The 15,103-nt window shown below is 62.8% G+C and carries 11 protein-coding genes; 7 read left to right on the top strand and 4 right to left on the bottom strand.

The window, feature by feature from the left end; translation table 11 throughout:
• The first annotated feature begins 140 nt into the window (after window positions 1-140).
• On the top strand, window positions 141-1,229 hold the full coding sequence (locus AC1D75_RS21570; RefSeq protein ID WP_495517358.1) for an acetamidase/formamidase family protein: 1,089 nt from the start codon (window positions 141-143) through the stop codon (window positions 1,227-1,229).
• 101 nt (window positions 1,230-1,330) lie between these two features.
• Here the strand turns inward: AC1D75_RS21570 and AC1D75_RS21565 are convergent, their stop codons facing one another.
• Window positions 1,331-2,566: an MFS transporter gene (locus AC1D75_RS21565; RefSeq protein WP_495517357.1), complete on the bottom strand. Its 1,236-nt coding sequence runs from the start codon at window positions 2,564-2,566 to the stop codon at window positions 1,331-1,333.
• 277 nt (window positions 2,567-2,843) lie between these two features.
• Window positions 2,844-3,851, bottom strand: a complete 1,008-nt coding sequence (locus AC1D75_RS21560) for an ABC transporter substrate-binding protein (protein ID WP_495517356.1) — start codon at window positions 3,849-3,851, stop codon at window positions 2,844-2,846.
• Window positions 3,852-4,172: 321 nt separating this feature from the next.
• On the opposite strand from AC1D75_RS21560, the gene AC1D75_RS21555 reads away from it, so the two are divergent.
• Window positions 4,173-4,967: a GntR family transcriptional regulator gene (locus AC1D75_RS21555; RefSeq protein WP_495517355.1), complete on the top strand. Its 795-nt coding sequence runs from the start codon at window positions 4,173-4,175 to the stop codon at window positions 4,965-4,967.
• A 36-nt stretch (window positions 4,968-5,003) separates the two neighbouring features.
• Here the strand turns inward: AC1D75_RS21555 and AC1D75_RS21550 are convergent, their stop codons facing one another.
• On the bottom strand, window positions 5,004-5,573 hold the full coding sequence (locus AC1D75_RS21550) for a DinB family protein (protein WP_495517354.1): 570 nt from the start codon (window positions 5,571-5,573) through the stop codon (window positions 5,004-5,006).
• 199 nt (window positions 5,574-5,772) lie between these two features.
• Between AC1D75_RS21550 and AC1D75_RS21545 the strand changes: the two genes are divergently transcribed.
• The 3 genes from AC1D75_RS21545 (at window position 5,773) to AC1D75_RS21535 (ending at window position 10,668) form a co-directional block, all read left to right on the top strand.
• Window positions 5,773-8,010 (top strand): NADP-dependent isocitrate dehydrogenase, encoded by a 2,238-nt coding sequence (locus AC1D75_RS21545; protein ID WP_495517353.1) that lies wholly within the window; start codon window positions 5,773-5,775, stop codon window positions 8,008-8,010.
• Between the two features lie 318 nt (window positions 8,011-8,328).
• Window positions 8,329-9,030, top strand: coding sequence for a GAF domain-containing protein (locus AC1D75_RS21540; RefSeq protein ID WP_495517352.1), 702 nt, complete (start codon window positions 8,329-8,331; stop codon window positions 9,028-9,030).
• Window positions 9,031-9,171: 141 nt separating this feature from the next.
• Window positions 9,172-10,668: a sugar transferase gene (locus tag AC1D75_RS21535; protein WP_495517351.1), complete on the top strand. Its 1,497-nt coding sequence runs from the start codon at window positions 9,172-9,174 to the stop codon at window positions 10,666-10,668.
• A gap of 16 nt (window positions 10,669-10,684) precedes the next feature.
• Here the strand turns inward: AC1D75_RS21535 and AC1D75_RS21530 are convergent, their stop codons facing one another.
• Window positions 10,685-11,863 carry a polysaccharide biosynthesis protein gene (locus tag AC1D75_RS21530; RefSeq protein ID WP_495517350.1) on the bottom strand — a complete coding sequence of 393 codons (1,179 nt, stop codon included), beginning with the start codon at window positions 11,861-11,863 and terminating at the stop codon, window positions 10,685-10,687.
• A gap of 354 nt (window positions 11,864-12,217) precedes the next feature.
• Here AC1D75_RS21530 and AC1D75_RS21525 point away from each other — a divergent pair, with 354 nt between their 5' ends.
• The gene (locus AC1D75_RS21525; RefSeq protein ID WP_495517349.1) at window positions 12,218-13,576 is read left to right on the top strand and encodes a hypothetical protein; all 1,359 of its coding nucleotides are present in this window, start codon (window positions 12,218-12,220) and stop codon (window positions 13,574-13,576) included.
• The gene (locus tag AC1D75_RS21520) at window positions 13,573-15,090 is read left to right on the top strand and encodes a tyrosine-protein kinase domain-containing protein (protein ID WP_495517348.1); all 1,518 of its coding nucleotides are present in this window, start codon (window positions 13,573-13,575) and stop codon (window positions 15,088-15,090) included. Before AC1D75_RS21525 ends, AC1D75_RS21520 begins: the two co-directional genes overlap by 4 nt.
• The last annotated feature ends 13 nt before the right edge of the window (window positions 15,091-15,103 follow it).

Genomic DNA, 15,103 nt, shown 5'->3' with positions numbered 1-15,103 from the left:
GACAACGTCTCGTAATGCAACATGTACGTAACCTAAGGGCAGCGATCGGTCACTAACGTCCATGGTGGGGCGAGAAACTCGTGCCCCGCCCCAGGCACCCGCCCCTCACCCTTTTTCCTCGCTCGAAAGGTTCATCCTCCATGCCCATCTTGCAACCACATTCCGGGGAACGTCTCGGCGATCACTACGTGGCCGCGTCCCCCAAGACGGTGTCGTGGGGACGGCTGCCGACTCCGGACCGTGAACCCGTTCTCACCATCGCCTCCGGCGAGACCGTCACCATCGACACCATCTCCCATGAGGGGCTGATGGAAGATCAGGGACGAGATCCACTGTCATACTTCGGCTCTCACGGCGTATCGGCGGGGGATGTCCTCGAAGACCTCGTTGAACTGGCCGCATCCGACGTGGTCCACACCAGGGGGCCGGATGGCCCACACGTTGTCACCGGACCGATTCACATCGACGGCGCCAAGCCCGGCGACATCCTCAAGGTCGAGTACCTCGACCTCACACCCCGAGTGCCCTACGGCGTCGTCTCGAGCCGTCACGGCCTGGGCGCATTGGCAGGCGAACGCCCGGTCAGCGACGAGACGGGTGAGCCCGTACCGATCATCAGCCAGTTCTGCACTGCGGACGTCGACGAGTTCACCGCGACGATGCGGTGGGGTGACAAGCGGCGAATCACGTTCCCGCTCAGTCCGTTCATGGGCCTGTCCGGACTCACCGCGAACACCGATGTCGCCCTGAACACCATCCCGCCCGGGGCACACGGCGGCAATCTGGACGTCCGCGACCTGGGACTGGGGTCGACGATATACCTACCGGTGCAGGTGGACGGCGCCGGTTACTACATGGGCGACCCCCACTTCGCACAGGGCAACGGCGAGGTCTCGTTGACCGCGCTCGAGGCGTCGCTGCGTACGACCGTTCGGCTGACGGTTCTCTCTGCGGCGCAGGCCTATCCCGCCACCGGGGGCATCGACGGACCGTTCGGCGAGAGCCCCACCCACTGGATTGCCATGGGGTTGGATCAGGATCTCAACGAAGCCATGAAAAAGTGTGTCCGTGAGGCCATCCGACTGCTCAGCCAGGTCGCCTTCGTTCCGGAGTCCATTGCCTATCTGTACCTCAGTGCCGCAGGTGATTTCGTGGTCAGCCAGGTTGTGGACGATGTCAAGGGCGTGCATTGCCTGATCCGTAAGGCCGACTTCCCGGCCTGGACCTAGTACAGGAACAGATCCGCCCCTGCCGGTAGCCCTTCATGGGCTGCAGGCAGGGGCGGATCGCTCTATCCGATGTCCCGGCGGGCAAGTCACAGCAGAGGGTTTCAGCCTGCTGACGTCGGCCGGGTGGCAACTCTGATCCGTTTCAACAACACCGCGGCAACCGCCGCGACGCAGGCGACGCACGCGAAGGCGAATGGCCACGACGACGCCTCGACGATCACCCCCATCAGCGGTGGAGTGATCGCCATCCCCGCCGCGACTGCGGTGTTCTGCACGCCGAGCAAAAGCCCGATTCTGGTGGGTCCGGCCAACTCCCCGATCGCCGTGAACGCCAGGCCATTCCAGCTGATCGACGACAGACCGGCGCATACCAACACGATGACCGCGACGGCCCCGCCGATCATCTCACCGACGACGGCGAGCCCGAACAGCACGCTGGTCACCACGGCGACGTGCTGCAACGGGGCCAGACGCATTCCCTTGCGATCCGACCAGGCACCGAGTCCGATACGTGCTGCGCCGCCACCGAGTTGGACGAGCGCGAGCACTCCGGCCGCCGCGATCGCCGACATCGCGTGTCCATCAACCAGATAGACGACCAGGAATCCCACGACCGTCAATTGCGGCACGACAAGAAGAAACGAAACGACGCACAGTTGCACGAGGACGCGGGTGCTGCCTGCGTGAACTTCGGACTCGTGCGTCCGCTCCTCCGCCTCCACCGGCCTGTCAGGTTCGCGAATGAACACGACCACCACGACCGCACCGACGCCGCAGACAGCCGCCGCGAGGAGTAGCGCACCACTGAGCCCCCATCCCCTGGCCGCCGCCGGCAACGTCACTGCCGCCACGGCCGCACCGAGGGGGATCGCGGTCTGCCGAACGCCCATCGCAAGGCCGCGTTCGGAGCGCGGGAACCACAGGATGACCGCACGCCCACTGGCGGCGTTCACACTTGCGCAGGAGGCCCCGGCCAGCGCCATCGACACCATCAGGGTCCACACCGATGCCGAGAGGGCGGCACCGATCAAGCCGCAGGCGCCGAGCACGAGGCCGACCGTCATGACCCACCGTTCACCGATCCGGTCGGCCAGAAAGCCCCACGGCACGAGAAACAACATCAGCCCGATCGTGCTTGCGGCCAACACGAAACCCAACGCGGTGAGCGACAGGGTGAATTGCGATCGCAACATGGGCGACAGGCTGGGCATGCCCTGAAGCACCGACGCTGCCGAAGCCTGGGCGAAAACACCTGCGGCCAGCACAACCCATCGGTATCGGCTTTTGGAGGCGGCCGCCGGCACCACGATCGACGCTTCTTCTTTCATCTGCGTCATGCCGCGCCGCTCTCCGCCCACCTCATGCGATGTATCTTGTAATGCGCGATACCGTCATGTCAACCAAGATGATAGGTCTCGACGTGCTTTCGGCGCCATCGGCCCGGATCAACTGCCCGCCACCCACACCACGACCGGGGACCGTCAAATATCTACCCGCACCAACACCCCTGGGCGCGCGACCACGGGCGCGGCTGGGCGAGCGGGCGGCCAACAGCTATGGCCCCCGGATCCCCCAGGGGCCATAGCTGTTTTCGGGAGTCGGGGTCAGCCGAACTCAGTCGACCTGGACGCCTGGAACCACCAGGGATTCGAGGTCGGGCATGCTCTCGAGCTGATCGGACTTCAGTGCCATCTGGGCCATGTCCTCGAGGACCGCCATGTCGATGGACGACGTGATGGTGTTCCCTGGCAGTTCCAACAACGTGGCGGCAGGCGTCTTGCAGACGGCACTGGCGATCTCGAAGGACTCCGCCTCGTTTGCCGGGTCGTGAATCTGCTCAATCGACTCGTTCAGCGCCGCAAGCCACTTGTCCTCCACGCCCGGATGATCCTTGATCCAGTCGGTCATGCCCGTATACGTCGCATAGATCGCGTAGCCACCATTCGCGGATGTGAACGCGTTGCCGATGGAGTCCAGGGCATCCGCGTTCATGGCGAGAGCCGAGGCCGGGAGCTGACCTGCGTCGACTCGACCCGACACGACGGCCGGTCCGAGCTCGGGAAAGGGTAGTGCGACGAACTCGACCTTCGAGGGATCGCCATCGGCCTCACGCACCCAGTTCTCGATCATGATCTGGTTGATGCCTGCGAGTTCGTTGACGGCAACCGTCTTGCCCTCGAGGTCGGCGGCGCCCTTGATGTCCGACCCCTTCTTCACCGCGACACCACCGGCCTGTGGCGCGGGTGGCTGAGCGCTTGTGTAGGCGGCACTGACAACAGTCAGATCGATTCCCTGCGCCTCGGCACGGAAGATGCTGAACGGATCGGTGAACGCGAGATTGACCTCACCGGGCTGCAACGCCGCGATCCCCGGCGCGCCACCGACTCCGGGCACAACGGTGACGTCGAGCCCGTGTTCGGCGAAGATACCCTTCTCGACGCCCCAGTAGAGGTACCGCTCATCGCAGAGATTGAGGCTGCTGACCTTCACGGAAATCGGCGCGTTGGGATCGGCCGAGCTTCCCGAATCCGATGAACTGCCGCCACAGGCGGCCACCATCAACGTGGCGGCGACGGCTGCAGTGACCCCAAAGGTCCTGACTATTGGACGCGTACAAATCACGGGGCATTCCTCCTGAGCGGACACAGCCGCACATGCATGGTCGGTGAACGCATCTCTGGACACATGATGCGATCTTGCTATGGGAGATGGTGTTCCCGTCAGATTGCCCGTCGGTCGCGGGGCCGTAACACTCGCGTTTCGCCGGGCATCCGACATCAACCCCCGACGTGTTCGGGCAGCTCACGGGGCTGCAACCACCGTCGACCAATCCGGCTTCGCCACCCACCACACGGGCTGATCAGACCTTCCCGCGGCGGGCGGTCCGTGTTGGTAACCTCACCGTTTCGTTGCAGCAACACCGGTTCCGTAGATGTACGTGGTGTGGAGTACGGAAAGTTCCCTCGGAGCGTCACCAGCCATGCCCTCCGGGTTCGCACCGGTGAGCGTCGTCGCGAGGAAGCACGTCGCCTACGGGACATCCTCAGCGGCACACTCGAGCACCAACCCGATCAAGTGACACGACTACCTGACGAGTCCGCCCTCTCGAAAGGTCATGGTGCATCGCGAAACACCGTCCGCGAAGCGTTGCACCTACTGGCCGATGAGGGACGTATTCGGCGTCAGGTCGGAACCGGCAGCTTCCCCGGCATGATCCCGAGTCGGTACAGATTCGACAGGTTGTTGGACGGCTCGGAGATTGCGGGGCGCTACGCACGGCTCGATTCCGCCCTCCTGGGATTGAGCGTTCTCGAGTCGATCCCGGACACCCTGCGAACGAGTCTGGACCTGCCTGCAGATGCAACGCGTCTGGCCGTCTTCGAACGGGTCGAGTCTGCTGATGGCACGCCCGTGGAACTACGCACCTATCTGCTCCCCCTGGTTGCCGCTGATGTCATCGACGAGACCGTCGCGGCCGGCGACGTGTACGCGTACATCGAGATGGGACAACAGAGGTCCATCGCATCGGCGGCTCGCGCGGTCTCGGCGGTCGCCGCCGATGCCGGTGTCGCGACCATTCTGGGCGTGCCCGAGAGCACACCTCTGCTCTTTCTCGAATCAACCCTGTTCGACGACGACGGTCGCGTGCTCCTGGTGACCTACGGCCGACATCGCAACGACCGTGTCACCGTCACGTTCAACGCCGTGCGAGAACGCACTCGGCCCGACGCCACGTAGGGACACCCACGCCGCCCCGCGCGGTGTCCGGGCGGCTCACTCGGCAGGAAGGTCGGCCCAGTCCGAACCCTCCGAGATGGCTGCCATGGTGCTCTGTCCGTCAAGGGCCTCACGGATGATGTCGGCGTGCCCGCAGTGGTGCGCGGTCTCACGCAGCAGATGCAATGCCATCTTGCGCACTGTCCACCAGTCCCGCTCGGGCTGCCAGGGGGCGGTCGGCTGTGGGATCAACTCGTCCAGGCTGGCCACCTCCGCGATGACGCGGTCGTAGTCGGCGGCGGCGCGATCATATTCGTCGAGCCAATACGCGAGCGTCTCGTCGTCGCGGAGGGTGTATGCGTCGCCGACCTCGCTCATATCGAACTCGGCATTCTCGTCGCGCTCACGAATCGTCTGTGCATTCCCGCGTTCACCTTGCGCCAGGTGCTTGATCAGACCGCCGATGGTGAGTTCGCTGACAGTCGTCCGCGTGCGGGCCTTGGCGTCGGTGAGGTTGCGTGCCGTCACTTTCAGTAGTGCCCGCTGGTCGGAGAGAAGCGTCAAGATGTCCGCTTTTTCGCCGGTGACGGGGACAGTGAGAGTGACGGAGGTGTAGGTGCCGGCCATGATCGAGTCCTTTCGGGAACTGATGGGAACAGTGCCCACGTTATGACCTATAGAGGACAGTTCCGGTCCGCAATTGTGGCCGCAGCTATAGAGTGCTTCCGAGGTGTCCGCGCTCACAGGGGCCTCGGGTCTTAGGATTACGAACACGGGGGAAGACGGACCAATGCATGACGCGACGAAACTGGAGACGAAGGCGAATATGAACGCAAAGCAGCCGACCATCATTTACACCCTGACGGACGAGGCGCCGATGCTTGCGACACACGCATTCCTCCCGGTTGTACGTGCGTTTGCCGGTGCGGCCGACATCAACATCGAGTCGAGCGACATCTCCGTTGCGAGCCGCATCCTTGCCGAGTTCCCCGATTACCTGACGGATGACCAGCGTGTGCCGGACAACCTGGCCGAACTGGGCCGTCTGACACAACTGCCCGAGACCAACATCATCAAACTGCCGAACATCAGCGCCTCGGTGCCGCAGCTTGTCGAGGCCATCAAAGAACTCCAGGCAAAGGGCTACAAACTCCCCGACTACCCGGGCAACCCGAAGACCGACGAAGAAGTCAAGGTTCGGGATCGCTACACCAAGTGCCTCGGCAGCGCCGTGAATCCGGTTCTCCGCGAGGGTAACTCGGACCGCCGCGCACCGAAGGCCGTCAAAGAGTTCGCCCGCAAGCACCCGCACAGCATGACCGAGTGGTCGATGGCCTCGCGGACCCACGTGGCACACATGCGCGAAGGCGACTTCTACCACGGCGAGATGTCGATGACCGTCGACGGCGACCGCGACGTGAAGATGGAACTGCTGACCAAGAGCGGCAAGACGATCGTCCTCAAGCCCAAGGTCTCCCTGACCGACGGTGACGTCATCGACAGCATGTTCATGAGCAAGAAGGCCCTGATCGAGTTCTACGAGGAGCAGATGGAGGACGCCTACGAGACGGGCGTCATGTTCTCGCTCCACGTCAAGGCCACGATGATGCGCGTCTCGCACCCCATCGTCTTCGGCCACGCCGTGCGGGTCTTCTACAAGGACGCATTCGCCAAGCACGGCGATCTGTTCGACGAGCTGGGCGTCAACGTCAACAACGGCCTCTCGGACCTGTACAGCAAGATCGAGTCCCTGCCCGCGTCCAAGCGTGACGAGATCATCGAGGACCTGCACAAGTGTCACGAACACCGGCCGGAACTGGCCATGGTGGATTCGGCACGGGGTATCTCGAACTTCCACTCGCCAAGTGACGTCATCGTCGATGCCTCCATGCCCGCGATGATCCGGGCCGGCGGCAAGATGTGGGGCGCCGATGGTCGGCCCAAGGACACCAAGGCCGTCAACCCGGAGTCCACCTTCTCTCGCATCTACCAAGAGATGGTCAACTTCTGCAAGACCAACGGCCAATTCGATCCGACCACCATGGGCACCGTCCCCAACGTCGGCCTGATGGCACAGAAGGCCGAGGAGTACGGCTCACACGACAAGACTTTCGAGATCTCCGAGGACGGCGTCGCCAACATCACCGACCTGGCCACCGGTGAGGTCTTGCTGTCGCAGAACGTAGAGGCCGGCGACATCTTCCGTCTGTGCATCGTCAAGGACGCCCCGATCCGCGACTGGGTCAAGCTGGCCGTGTCGCGCACCCGCGATTCCGGGATGCCGGTCATCTTCTGGCTCGATCCGTACCGCCCGCACGAGAACGAGCTGATCAAGAAGGTCAAGACGTACCTCAAAGATCACGACACCGAGGGCCTCGACATCCAGATCATGTCGCAGGTCCGCGCCATGCGGTACACCCTCGAGCGAGTGGTCCGCGGCTTGGACACCATCTCCGCGACGGGCAACATCCTCCGCGACTACCTCACCGACCTGTTCCCCATCCTCGAACTCGGCACGAGCGCCAAGATGCTCTCCATCGTGCCGCTGATGGCCGGTGGCGGTTTGTACGAGACGGGCGCAGGCGGTTCGGCTCCCAAGCATGTCAAGCAGTTGCTGGAAGAGAACCATCTGCGCTGGGATTCGCTCGGCGAGTTCCTCGCTCTCGCCGTCAGTTTGGAAGACCTCGGCAAGAAGACCGGCGACGCCAGGGCGGTGATCCTGGCCAAGTCGTTGGACGCGGCGACCGGCAAGCTGCTGGAAAATAACAAGGGTCCCTCACGCACCACCGGCGAACTCGACAACCGCGGAAGCCAGTTCTATCTCGCCCTGTACTGGGCACAGGAACTGGCCAACCAGACCGAGGACGAAGAACTGCGGAAACACTTTGCCGCACTGGCAGATACGTTGTCCAAGAACGAAGCTGCCATCGTCGAAGAGCTCAACGACGCCCAGGGCAAGCCCGTCGAAATCGGCGGCTACTACCTGCCGGACACCGAGGCCGCGACTGCTGTGATGCGACCGAGCAAGACCTTCAACGAGGCGTTGACTTCCGCTCAGTCCTGAACCGCGGTTCACTGATCCGCTCCACTTCCACGAACCGCTCCAGTTGCAGCACGACGCAACTGGAGCGGTTCGCTATAGGTAGAGCTGTTTTCGTGGCCATCCACAAGATGATCAATCGTCAATCCTGAGATAGCCGTCGCGAAACGTCGTCGTCCCAAATGGTCGCGAAAGGCATCCTCACGGCATACTCGGACTGGGTCCTCCCTGGCCGACCGGGTTATTGATGGTCTGGCAGGCACAGCGGCGGCACCAAATGTGCACTCGACAGGCCGTTCGCGGTAGTACAAAAGCGTGCTACCGCTTCACGAAAGATGAGAAATGGATCCACTGCGCTCGACGGACGCGAAAAGTTCTGCCAATTCGAGCGATCACGGAGTGGGTGAACGAGAAGAGACGATCACGGATTCTCCGGACCGTTCCGAACGCACCCCTCGCGACCATTTCGCAGCCGTCACCGGTGCATATGCCGATCCCGCTCTTCTCGCCATTCTCGAAGGCCTGCGTTTGCCCGACGGAGACTCGCAGTCCCCCATCTGGTCGGTGCTCGGCGACAGCGAGCGGTTGCGAGCGATCGCCGACACCGGACTGCTCGAGCCGGGACCTCATCCGGCGGTCGATCAGATCGTCGGTATGACCATCGAAGCAATCGGGATCCCGTACGCCGCCCTGAACATCATCACAGACGTCGAGCAGGTACACGCCGGGATCGCGTACCGCTCAGGTGACATCGGGGACCGCCGGACGTATCCCCTTGCCGATTCGCTCTGCGTGTACGTGGTCGCCAGCGGATCCCCGCTCATCATCGACGACATCGCCGACCATCCGGTACTCGGGGATCATTCGGCCGCCCGAAGTGGTGCGGTCGGCGCATACATCGGCATCCCGATCGTCGACGACGCGGGTCAGGCGGTGGGTACGCTCTGCGCCTGGGACACCGATCCGCATCATTGGTCCAGCGGCGAGATTCAGATCATGACCGACCTTGCCGACGTTGTCCAAAACTCCATTTTCGATCATTAATATCTCGGCACCCGATTTTAATTCAAGGCCGACTGAGACCAATAATCCGCGCTCGAACCGAGCGTGTATTGCGACACCGCATATAGAGTGTGTTTAATTGTGAGTGCACCAAATTTTATGAGTGATCTGACCTTGCCATGAATGGAGTGGGAATTGCCACAATTGCTCGAGGTCGAAACCTCGACTGCACCCAGTGGCCCCCCGCGTAATTCTCCGAATACTCGAAGAACATTCGGAGAACTCATCCGGACCGATCCGTTGAGCACCATCACCACAATTTCCATAGATGTGTTGTCTGCGTCGATCGCGGTCGCACTCGCCTGGTGGTGGGTGGTCTCGTCGGATTCACCCCACCCACCCATGTGGTGGCTCGCGATGTTTGTTCCCGTCGTCGTGATCGTGATGGGGTTGCGATCGTTGTATCGCCGCTCACTCAACCGCCGATTCCTCGATGAGTTCTACGGAATCCTCTCCTCTGCCGCGATCGCGACGATGCTCTTGCTGTGCAACCTGGTCATTTTCGGGATCACCGATCGGCCCGGGATTGCCGTGACGAAGTTGTGGGTGTGTGCCAGCATTCTCATTCCGCTCGGGCGTCTTCTCCGTGTGGTGGTCCAACGTCGCCTGCAACGGCACTCCCACCTGGTCTCCCCCACGCTGGTCATCGGGTCCGGACCGGTCACCCAACATGTCATCGATCGGATGATCGCGGCTCCGGAGCACGGCATGAACCCCGTCGGCGTGCTGTCGGCCGAAACCCTCACCCGCGGTGACCAAAGGCTCGACACCGACCAGGTGCCGTACCTGGGCACTGTTGACCAGCTGGAAGACGCGATTGCCAGCACACAGGCCGAACGTCTCGTCGTGGCATTCACAAACGTTCGCTGGGAGATGCTGACGGCGGCGGTCCGCATCGCGCACCGCCACGGACTACGGGTGTGGGTGGTACCCCGCATGTACGAGGTGATCGGCTCGAAGAGCGCCGTCGACCATATCGGCGGTATGCCATTGCTATCTGTGCCCCACACCAATCCACGCGGGTGGCAATTTCGCGCCAAACACATCAGCGACCGCGTCACCGCGGGCCTTATCCTGCTGGCGATCTCACCCCTGTTCCTGTTGCTCGTATTGTTGGTGCGGTTGAGTTCTCCCGGGCCGATCTTCTTCGCTCAACAACGGGTGGGGCGTGACGGGCAGGTCTTCGGCTGCCTCAAGTTCCGGTCGATGCGGCTACCCGATCCCGCGACGCCGGCGTATGTTCCGAAAGTCGGCAACGCACCGGGCGGTGTCGAGGGTATCGATCGACGGACACGGATCGGAAAGCTCATGCGGACGACGTCGATGGACGAACTCCCCCAGCTCCTCAATGTCCTTCGGGGTGACATGAGCCTGGTCGGACCTCGGCCCGAACGTCCCGAATTCGTAACCCTTTTCGAGGCGCAGATCCGCCGCTACGGCGAGCGGCACCGAGTCAAGGCCGGCGTCACGGGGTGGGCTCAGGTCCACGGCCTGCGCGGACAGACGTCCATCGCCGACCGTGCCGAATGGGACAACTACTACATCGAGAACTGGTCGCTGTGGCTGGACATCAAGATACTGCTGCTGACCGTGCTCGCAGTGCTCAAGCGCGCCGAATGATCTTCCGATAGAGCCTTCATGCCCTGTCGGACGCGAGTCCATGAGCTCGCTTCCTGCTCACGAAGACCGAGTTGTATTCCGGCGCCAATCTCGACGCGGCCACGTGATAAGGCACGAACATGAGTACCTCGGTGATGACAAACGAGACGAATACAGCAGTGCTGGAGTGGAAACCGAACAGGAAGGCCAGTCCCAGCACGACGTAGAGCGCGGTGTTCGCAGCTCTGAGCCAGAAGACCATCTTCGTCTGTCCCGCTCGTCGCAGCGCGGCAAAGGGAATGGTGGTGATCAGCATGCACACCTTCCACAGGCATGCGATCGCCAAACCGACATACAGGGAGCTGCTCCAGGCGGGGCCGAAGATCAAGCTCCACACTCCCAGGTAGGCACTGCCGAAGATCGCCGCCGTGCCGACAACAAGGATCAACGCGACGCCTGCCACCTCGCCCTTGTGCCCGTGGGCGAGCTGACGCACGCGGCCATAGGCAAGGATCGGTTCGAGAACTCCCGAAATGGTTGAGACAACCCGGAAACCAACAGCTGCCGACGGGCCGAGGATCACCAGGATGAAGGACGCCAATGCGGGTTGCACCATGCCAACCGTCGCGGTCTCGCCGGTGACCCACGCAGCTCTGGTCAGGTCAGGCGGCAAACCTGATTCCCGCCGGTCCGGCAGTGGCCAACACCTGATGAGGATGGCCAGCAGGGCACCCGCGGCCAGAACCCTTACGCAGTTGGAGTTGTCACCCACGGCAAGGATCAAGGCCCCCAGAGCGCCCACCATGAGGACTGCTGCGGCAACCGATTCGAGCTTCCAACTGCCCCGAACGACTCCGATCGTCCGGGCCATCAGCAACCCTGACGACAGTCCCAGCACGCCGACCAGCGTGACGACCGTCGGCGGTACCGGCGGACTCACGATGAGAAGGGTGCCGGATACAAGGCTCAGCAATGCCATCCACCAGGGCATCTTTATCTTGTGGTCCGCTTCTGGGGTGGCAAGGCGGGACTCGACCACGAACGCCGACAGCAGCTGGGCCACATAGGTTCCGATCGCCAGCGAAACGGCCAGGCGACCCTGTTGGTCGATCGGCGCGACGCGCGCGAATACTGCGACGAAAATTGCCGGGAAAGCGTTGAGTGCCAGCCCGGCGGCGATTTGCACCAGCGGCTCGACGCGCTTCCCGTCAACCACTGACCGTATTCGTGTCACCACACGTCGGCCTCGCCGGTCACGTCCATGAATTCTTCGAAATAGGTGTCGTGGACCGCTCCACGATGCGACGCCCGAATATTCTCGCCAGCGGGATTCAATCTGGTTGGGGCAATTCCTGGTAGCAAGTGCGTTATTGCACTTCTGCACCGAAATGTCCGCTCCACCTGTAGTAGTCTATGTCACGGATTGGTTGCCCTGCTCGCTGAGATCGAGCCACTTTGGTTTGTGATGGAGAGGACTCAGCGGTGGGTTGTGCGACATCCTTTTCCACCGGTCGATATTTCGATCCCGCCCGGCCGCAGAATTGTTGCGCAATCACACCCCGCCACCATCATGCAGTTTGATTTTCTGCCGAAATCGGCCGCGGAGAGTCCGCCGCGTAGCAATGCACCGACATGGTGGCTCGCGCCGGCCGTTGTAATCCTCATCCCGGTCCTCGGGTCGTTCATTGCGTGGGCGTCCTTGATCGGCTGGTGTTCGGCCGGGGGATGCCCGGCGGGCTCATGGATGGATCTGCGCGGGTTTCTTCAACCGGCCCCGTTCACCGTTCCCGGCGTGACGTTGCTGGCTGTCTGGTACGGAGCCGTCGTTGTCCTGGCGACAGTCGGTTGGCGACTGGGGCTCGGGACAACGCCGACACCGGAACTCGTCGAGCGCACCACCGGTCCGACGTTCGAGCGGCGGTACTTTTTCCTCATCCTCGCGGTGTCCGCGATCGGCGTCGGATATGCGTACTCCCGAATCGCCGCCGCGACATCGATCAGCGACGCTTTGACCACCCAGACCGGCAATACATTCACGGAGGCGCTACCGGATTCGGCCGGTATCGCCACGCTTCGGTACGCGACCATCCTGGCGGCACCCATCAGCGTCTACCTGTGGCGAAAGAAGGTGCTGCACCCCGGTTTCATGCTGTTGGCAGTCCTCCTACTGGTGGCCAACTCGATGGTTGCCTCTCGCCTCTCGCTGCTGATGGCGGTCGTGGTGTACGTCGTCTTGCAGACCGCGGTTCCCCGCGAATCCGCGGGTGCCGACCGTAAATCGGTACGGCCTTGGCAGCTGCTCGTCGCGGTTGCGCTCATGTTCACGCTCCTCACCGCACTCAACTACATCCGAAACGGCAACTACTACCGCGATGCGGGTGTGTCGAATCCGATCGCGATGAACCTCTACCAGTCCGGCGCATACCTCGCCGTGCCTGCGCAGGTGTCCATGGGGGTGGCGGACGCGGTCATGCGCGGATCCTTCGACAACCCCGGGGCCCCGGTCGACTCGGCGGCGGCGGCATTACCCAGCTTCCTGGTCCCGGCGCACGAGGTCCGGGCCAAGGAATCACTGGGCGCCGACTCGTACGACTTCACTGTCTCATTTGCGCCGAACTTCACGACCAACTCCGAATTCGCCGATACCTACGCAGATTTTGGAGCGTGGGGATGGCTTTACACGCTTCTGCTGTTTCCGCTGGCCGGCTACGTCTTCGGGCGGTTCCTGACATACGGACCAGTGGTTGCCGGATCGGCCGGGGTTATTGCCTACTGCTTTGCCGAAGTGTGGCGTATTCAATTGTTGACCCAGGGAATTACCCTTTTCCTCGTACTTCTGACGCTTGTTTGCGTGTTCTTGGCGGCACGGGGACCGTCCATCGGGAAAGCTGGAACGCATGGTTCCGAGAGGAAATGTGAAGTCACTTGACTAGCAACTTTGCAGGTACTGCATATCGACCGGGCAATGTGGGTAGCGAATGGCTACGCAGCGCGGTTGCCGCGGTCCGCAGTCGGTGGATCGTCTTACTGTTGGGAGCATTGGTCGGCGGGATCCTGGGTGCGGTCCTGACCACCGCGCAGTCGCCGAGCTACGAGTCGTCGGCAGTGATCTACCAGACGCCCCACTTCGGTGACACCGATGGTATGAGTCGCCAGCGGACCGAGGCGTACACGAAATTGCTGACCTCTGACCTGGTCATCGAAACCGCGCTTGAAAACACCGGACTGGCGATGTCGATCTCCGATGTGCGTGAAATGACCACGGCCAGCGCCAACGTCGGAAGCGCGATCCTGACGGTGACGGTCCGCGCGGACGACGCGGACACGTCCGCAGAGCTTGCCAACGGCCTGGCACAAGCGCTTCCGGGCACCGTCTCGGCGCTGGACGGGATCACCTCTGCGCCCGAGCAGCCGGCCACGGTGGACGGGATCACCCCTGCCCCCGAACAGCCGGCCACGGTGGACGGGATCACCTCTACGCCCGAACAGCCGACGACGGTGGACGCCGACCCGGTGCGGTTGTCCGTGATCAGCCCGGCTCTGTCCGACGACGCCGAGGGCGGCCCGAAGTATGTGCGCAACACCGCACTCGGCGTGGTCGCAGGACTGCTGGTCGGATTGCTCTACGCGTATCTGCGGAAACAGGTGAGCCGAAGGGTTCAGGATGCGGGCGCACTCGGCAAGTTTCTGTCCGGGCCGGTGTTGGCAGGCATTCCTGCCGACAAGGCACTGGAATCCGGTCTCGTCGACTTCCGAAGAGACGGTCCCGCGGCCGAAGCATTCCGCCGGCTTCGCGCCGTGATCGCCGACCACGAACCCGGCCAAGGCGATTGCCGGACCATCGTCGTCTCGAGCGCGGTCGGCGGCGACGGCAAGACAGCGGTCGCGGTGAATCTCGCAGCCGCTCTCGCAGAGAGTGGAAACGAGGTCGTTTACGTCGACGCCGCCCCACCCGACTCCGAGGGCTCCGGGGACCTGGCCGCACCGGCCGGGTTGTCCAACTACCTTCTGGGTGACGGTGACATCGGCCGATATGTCTCCGCGAGTAGATATTCGAAACTCTCGCTCATCTCAAGCGGTCCCGCCGCGGCCGGTTGGTCCGAGCTGATCGGCACCGGTCGGATGCGCACCGGACTGGCAGATCTCGCCGCTCGCGCCGACTACATCATCGTGGACACCGCACCGCTGGGTACCCGATCCGATGCGCTCGTGCTGGGACGTTGGGCCGACGGCATCCTGCTGGTGGCGCGGTCCGACCACACCAGGTACGCAGAGCTGAGTGCTGCCCTCGAGCGCTTGTCATTGGCCGGAGTCCGCATGTGCGGCGTTGTGCTCAATGACTTTCCGAGGCCACTGGTCCGCAGCGTGCGCAAACGAGGCAAACGATTGTCAGGTACTCATCTGCTGGCACCTGCGTCCCGTCCCGTCAAAACAATCGTCTGACCAAGGGCCGATG

This window comes from Williamsia sp. Y712 (genome assembly GCF_059445525.1).
Note: the sequence above shows the minus strand (reverse complement) of the source record. Positions and strands in the feature narration are given on the sequence as shown.

Excerpts from the sequence above, each read along its gene's own strand:
- AC1D75_RS21570 (WP_495517358.1), top strand. The coding sequence starts at position 141 with ATGCCCATCTTGCAACCACATTCCGGGGAACGTCTCGGCGATCACTAC.
- AC1D75_RS21565 (WP_495517357.1), bottom strand. The coding sequence starts at position 2,566 with ATGACGCAGATGAAAGAAGAAGCGTCGATCGTGGTGCCGGCGGCCGCC.
- AC1D75_RS21550 (WP_495517354.1), bottom strand. The coding sequence starts at position 5,573 with ATGGCCGGCACCTACACCTCCGTCACTCTCACTGTCCCCGTCACCGGC.
- AC1D75_RS21545 (WP_495517353.1), top strand. The coding sequence starts at position 5,773 with ATGAACGCAAAGCAGCCGACCATCATTTACACCCTGACGGACGAGGCG.
- AC1D75_RS21540 (WP_495517352.1), top strand. The coding sequence starts at position 8,329 with ATGGATCCACTGCGCTCGACGGACGCGAAAAGTTCTGCCAATTCGAGC.
- AC1D75_RS21535 (WP_495517351.1), top strand. The coding sequence starts at position 9,172 with ATGGAGTGGGAATTGCCACAATTGCTCGAGGTCGAAACCTCGACTGCA.
- AC1D75_RS21525 (WP_495517349.1), top strand. The coding sequence starts at position 12,218 with ATGCAGTTTGATTTTCTGCCGAAATCGGCCGCGGAGAGTCCGCCGCGT.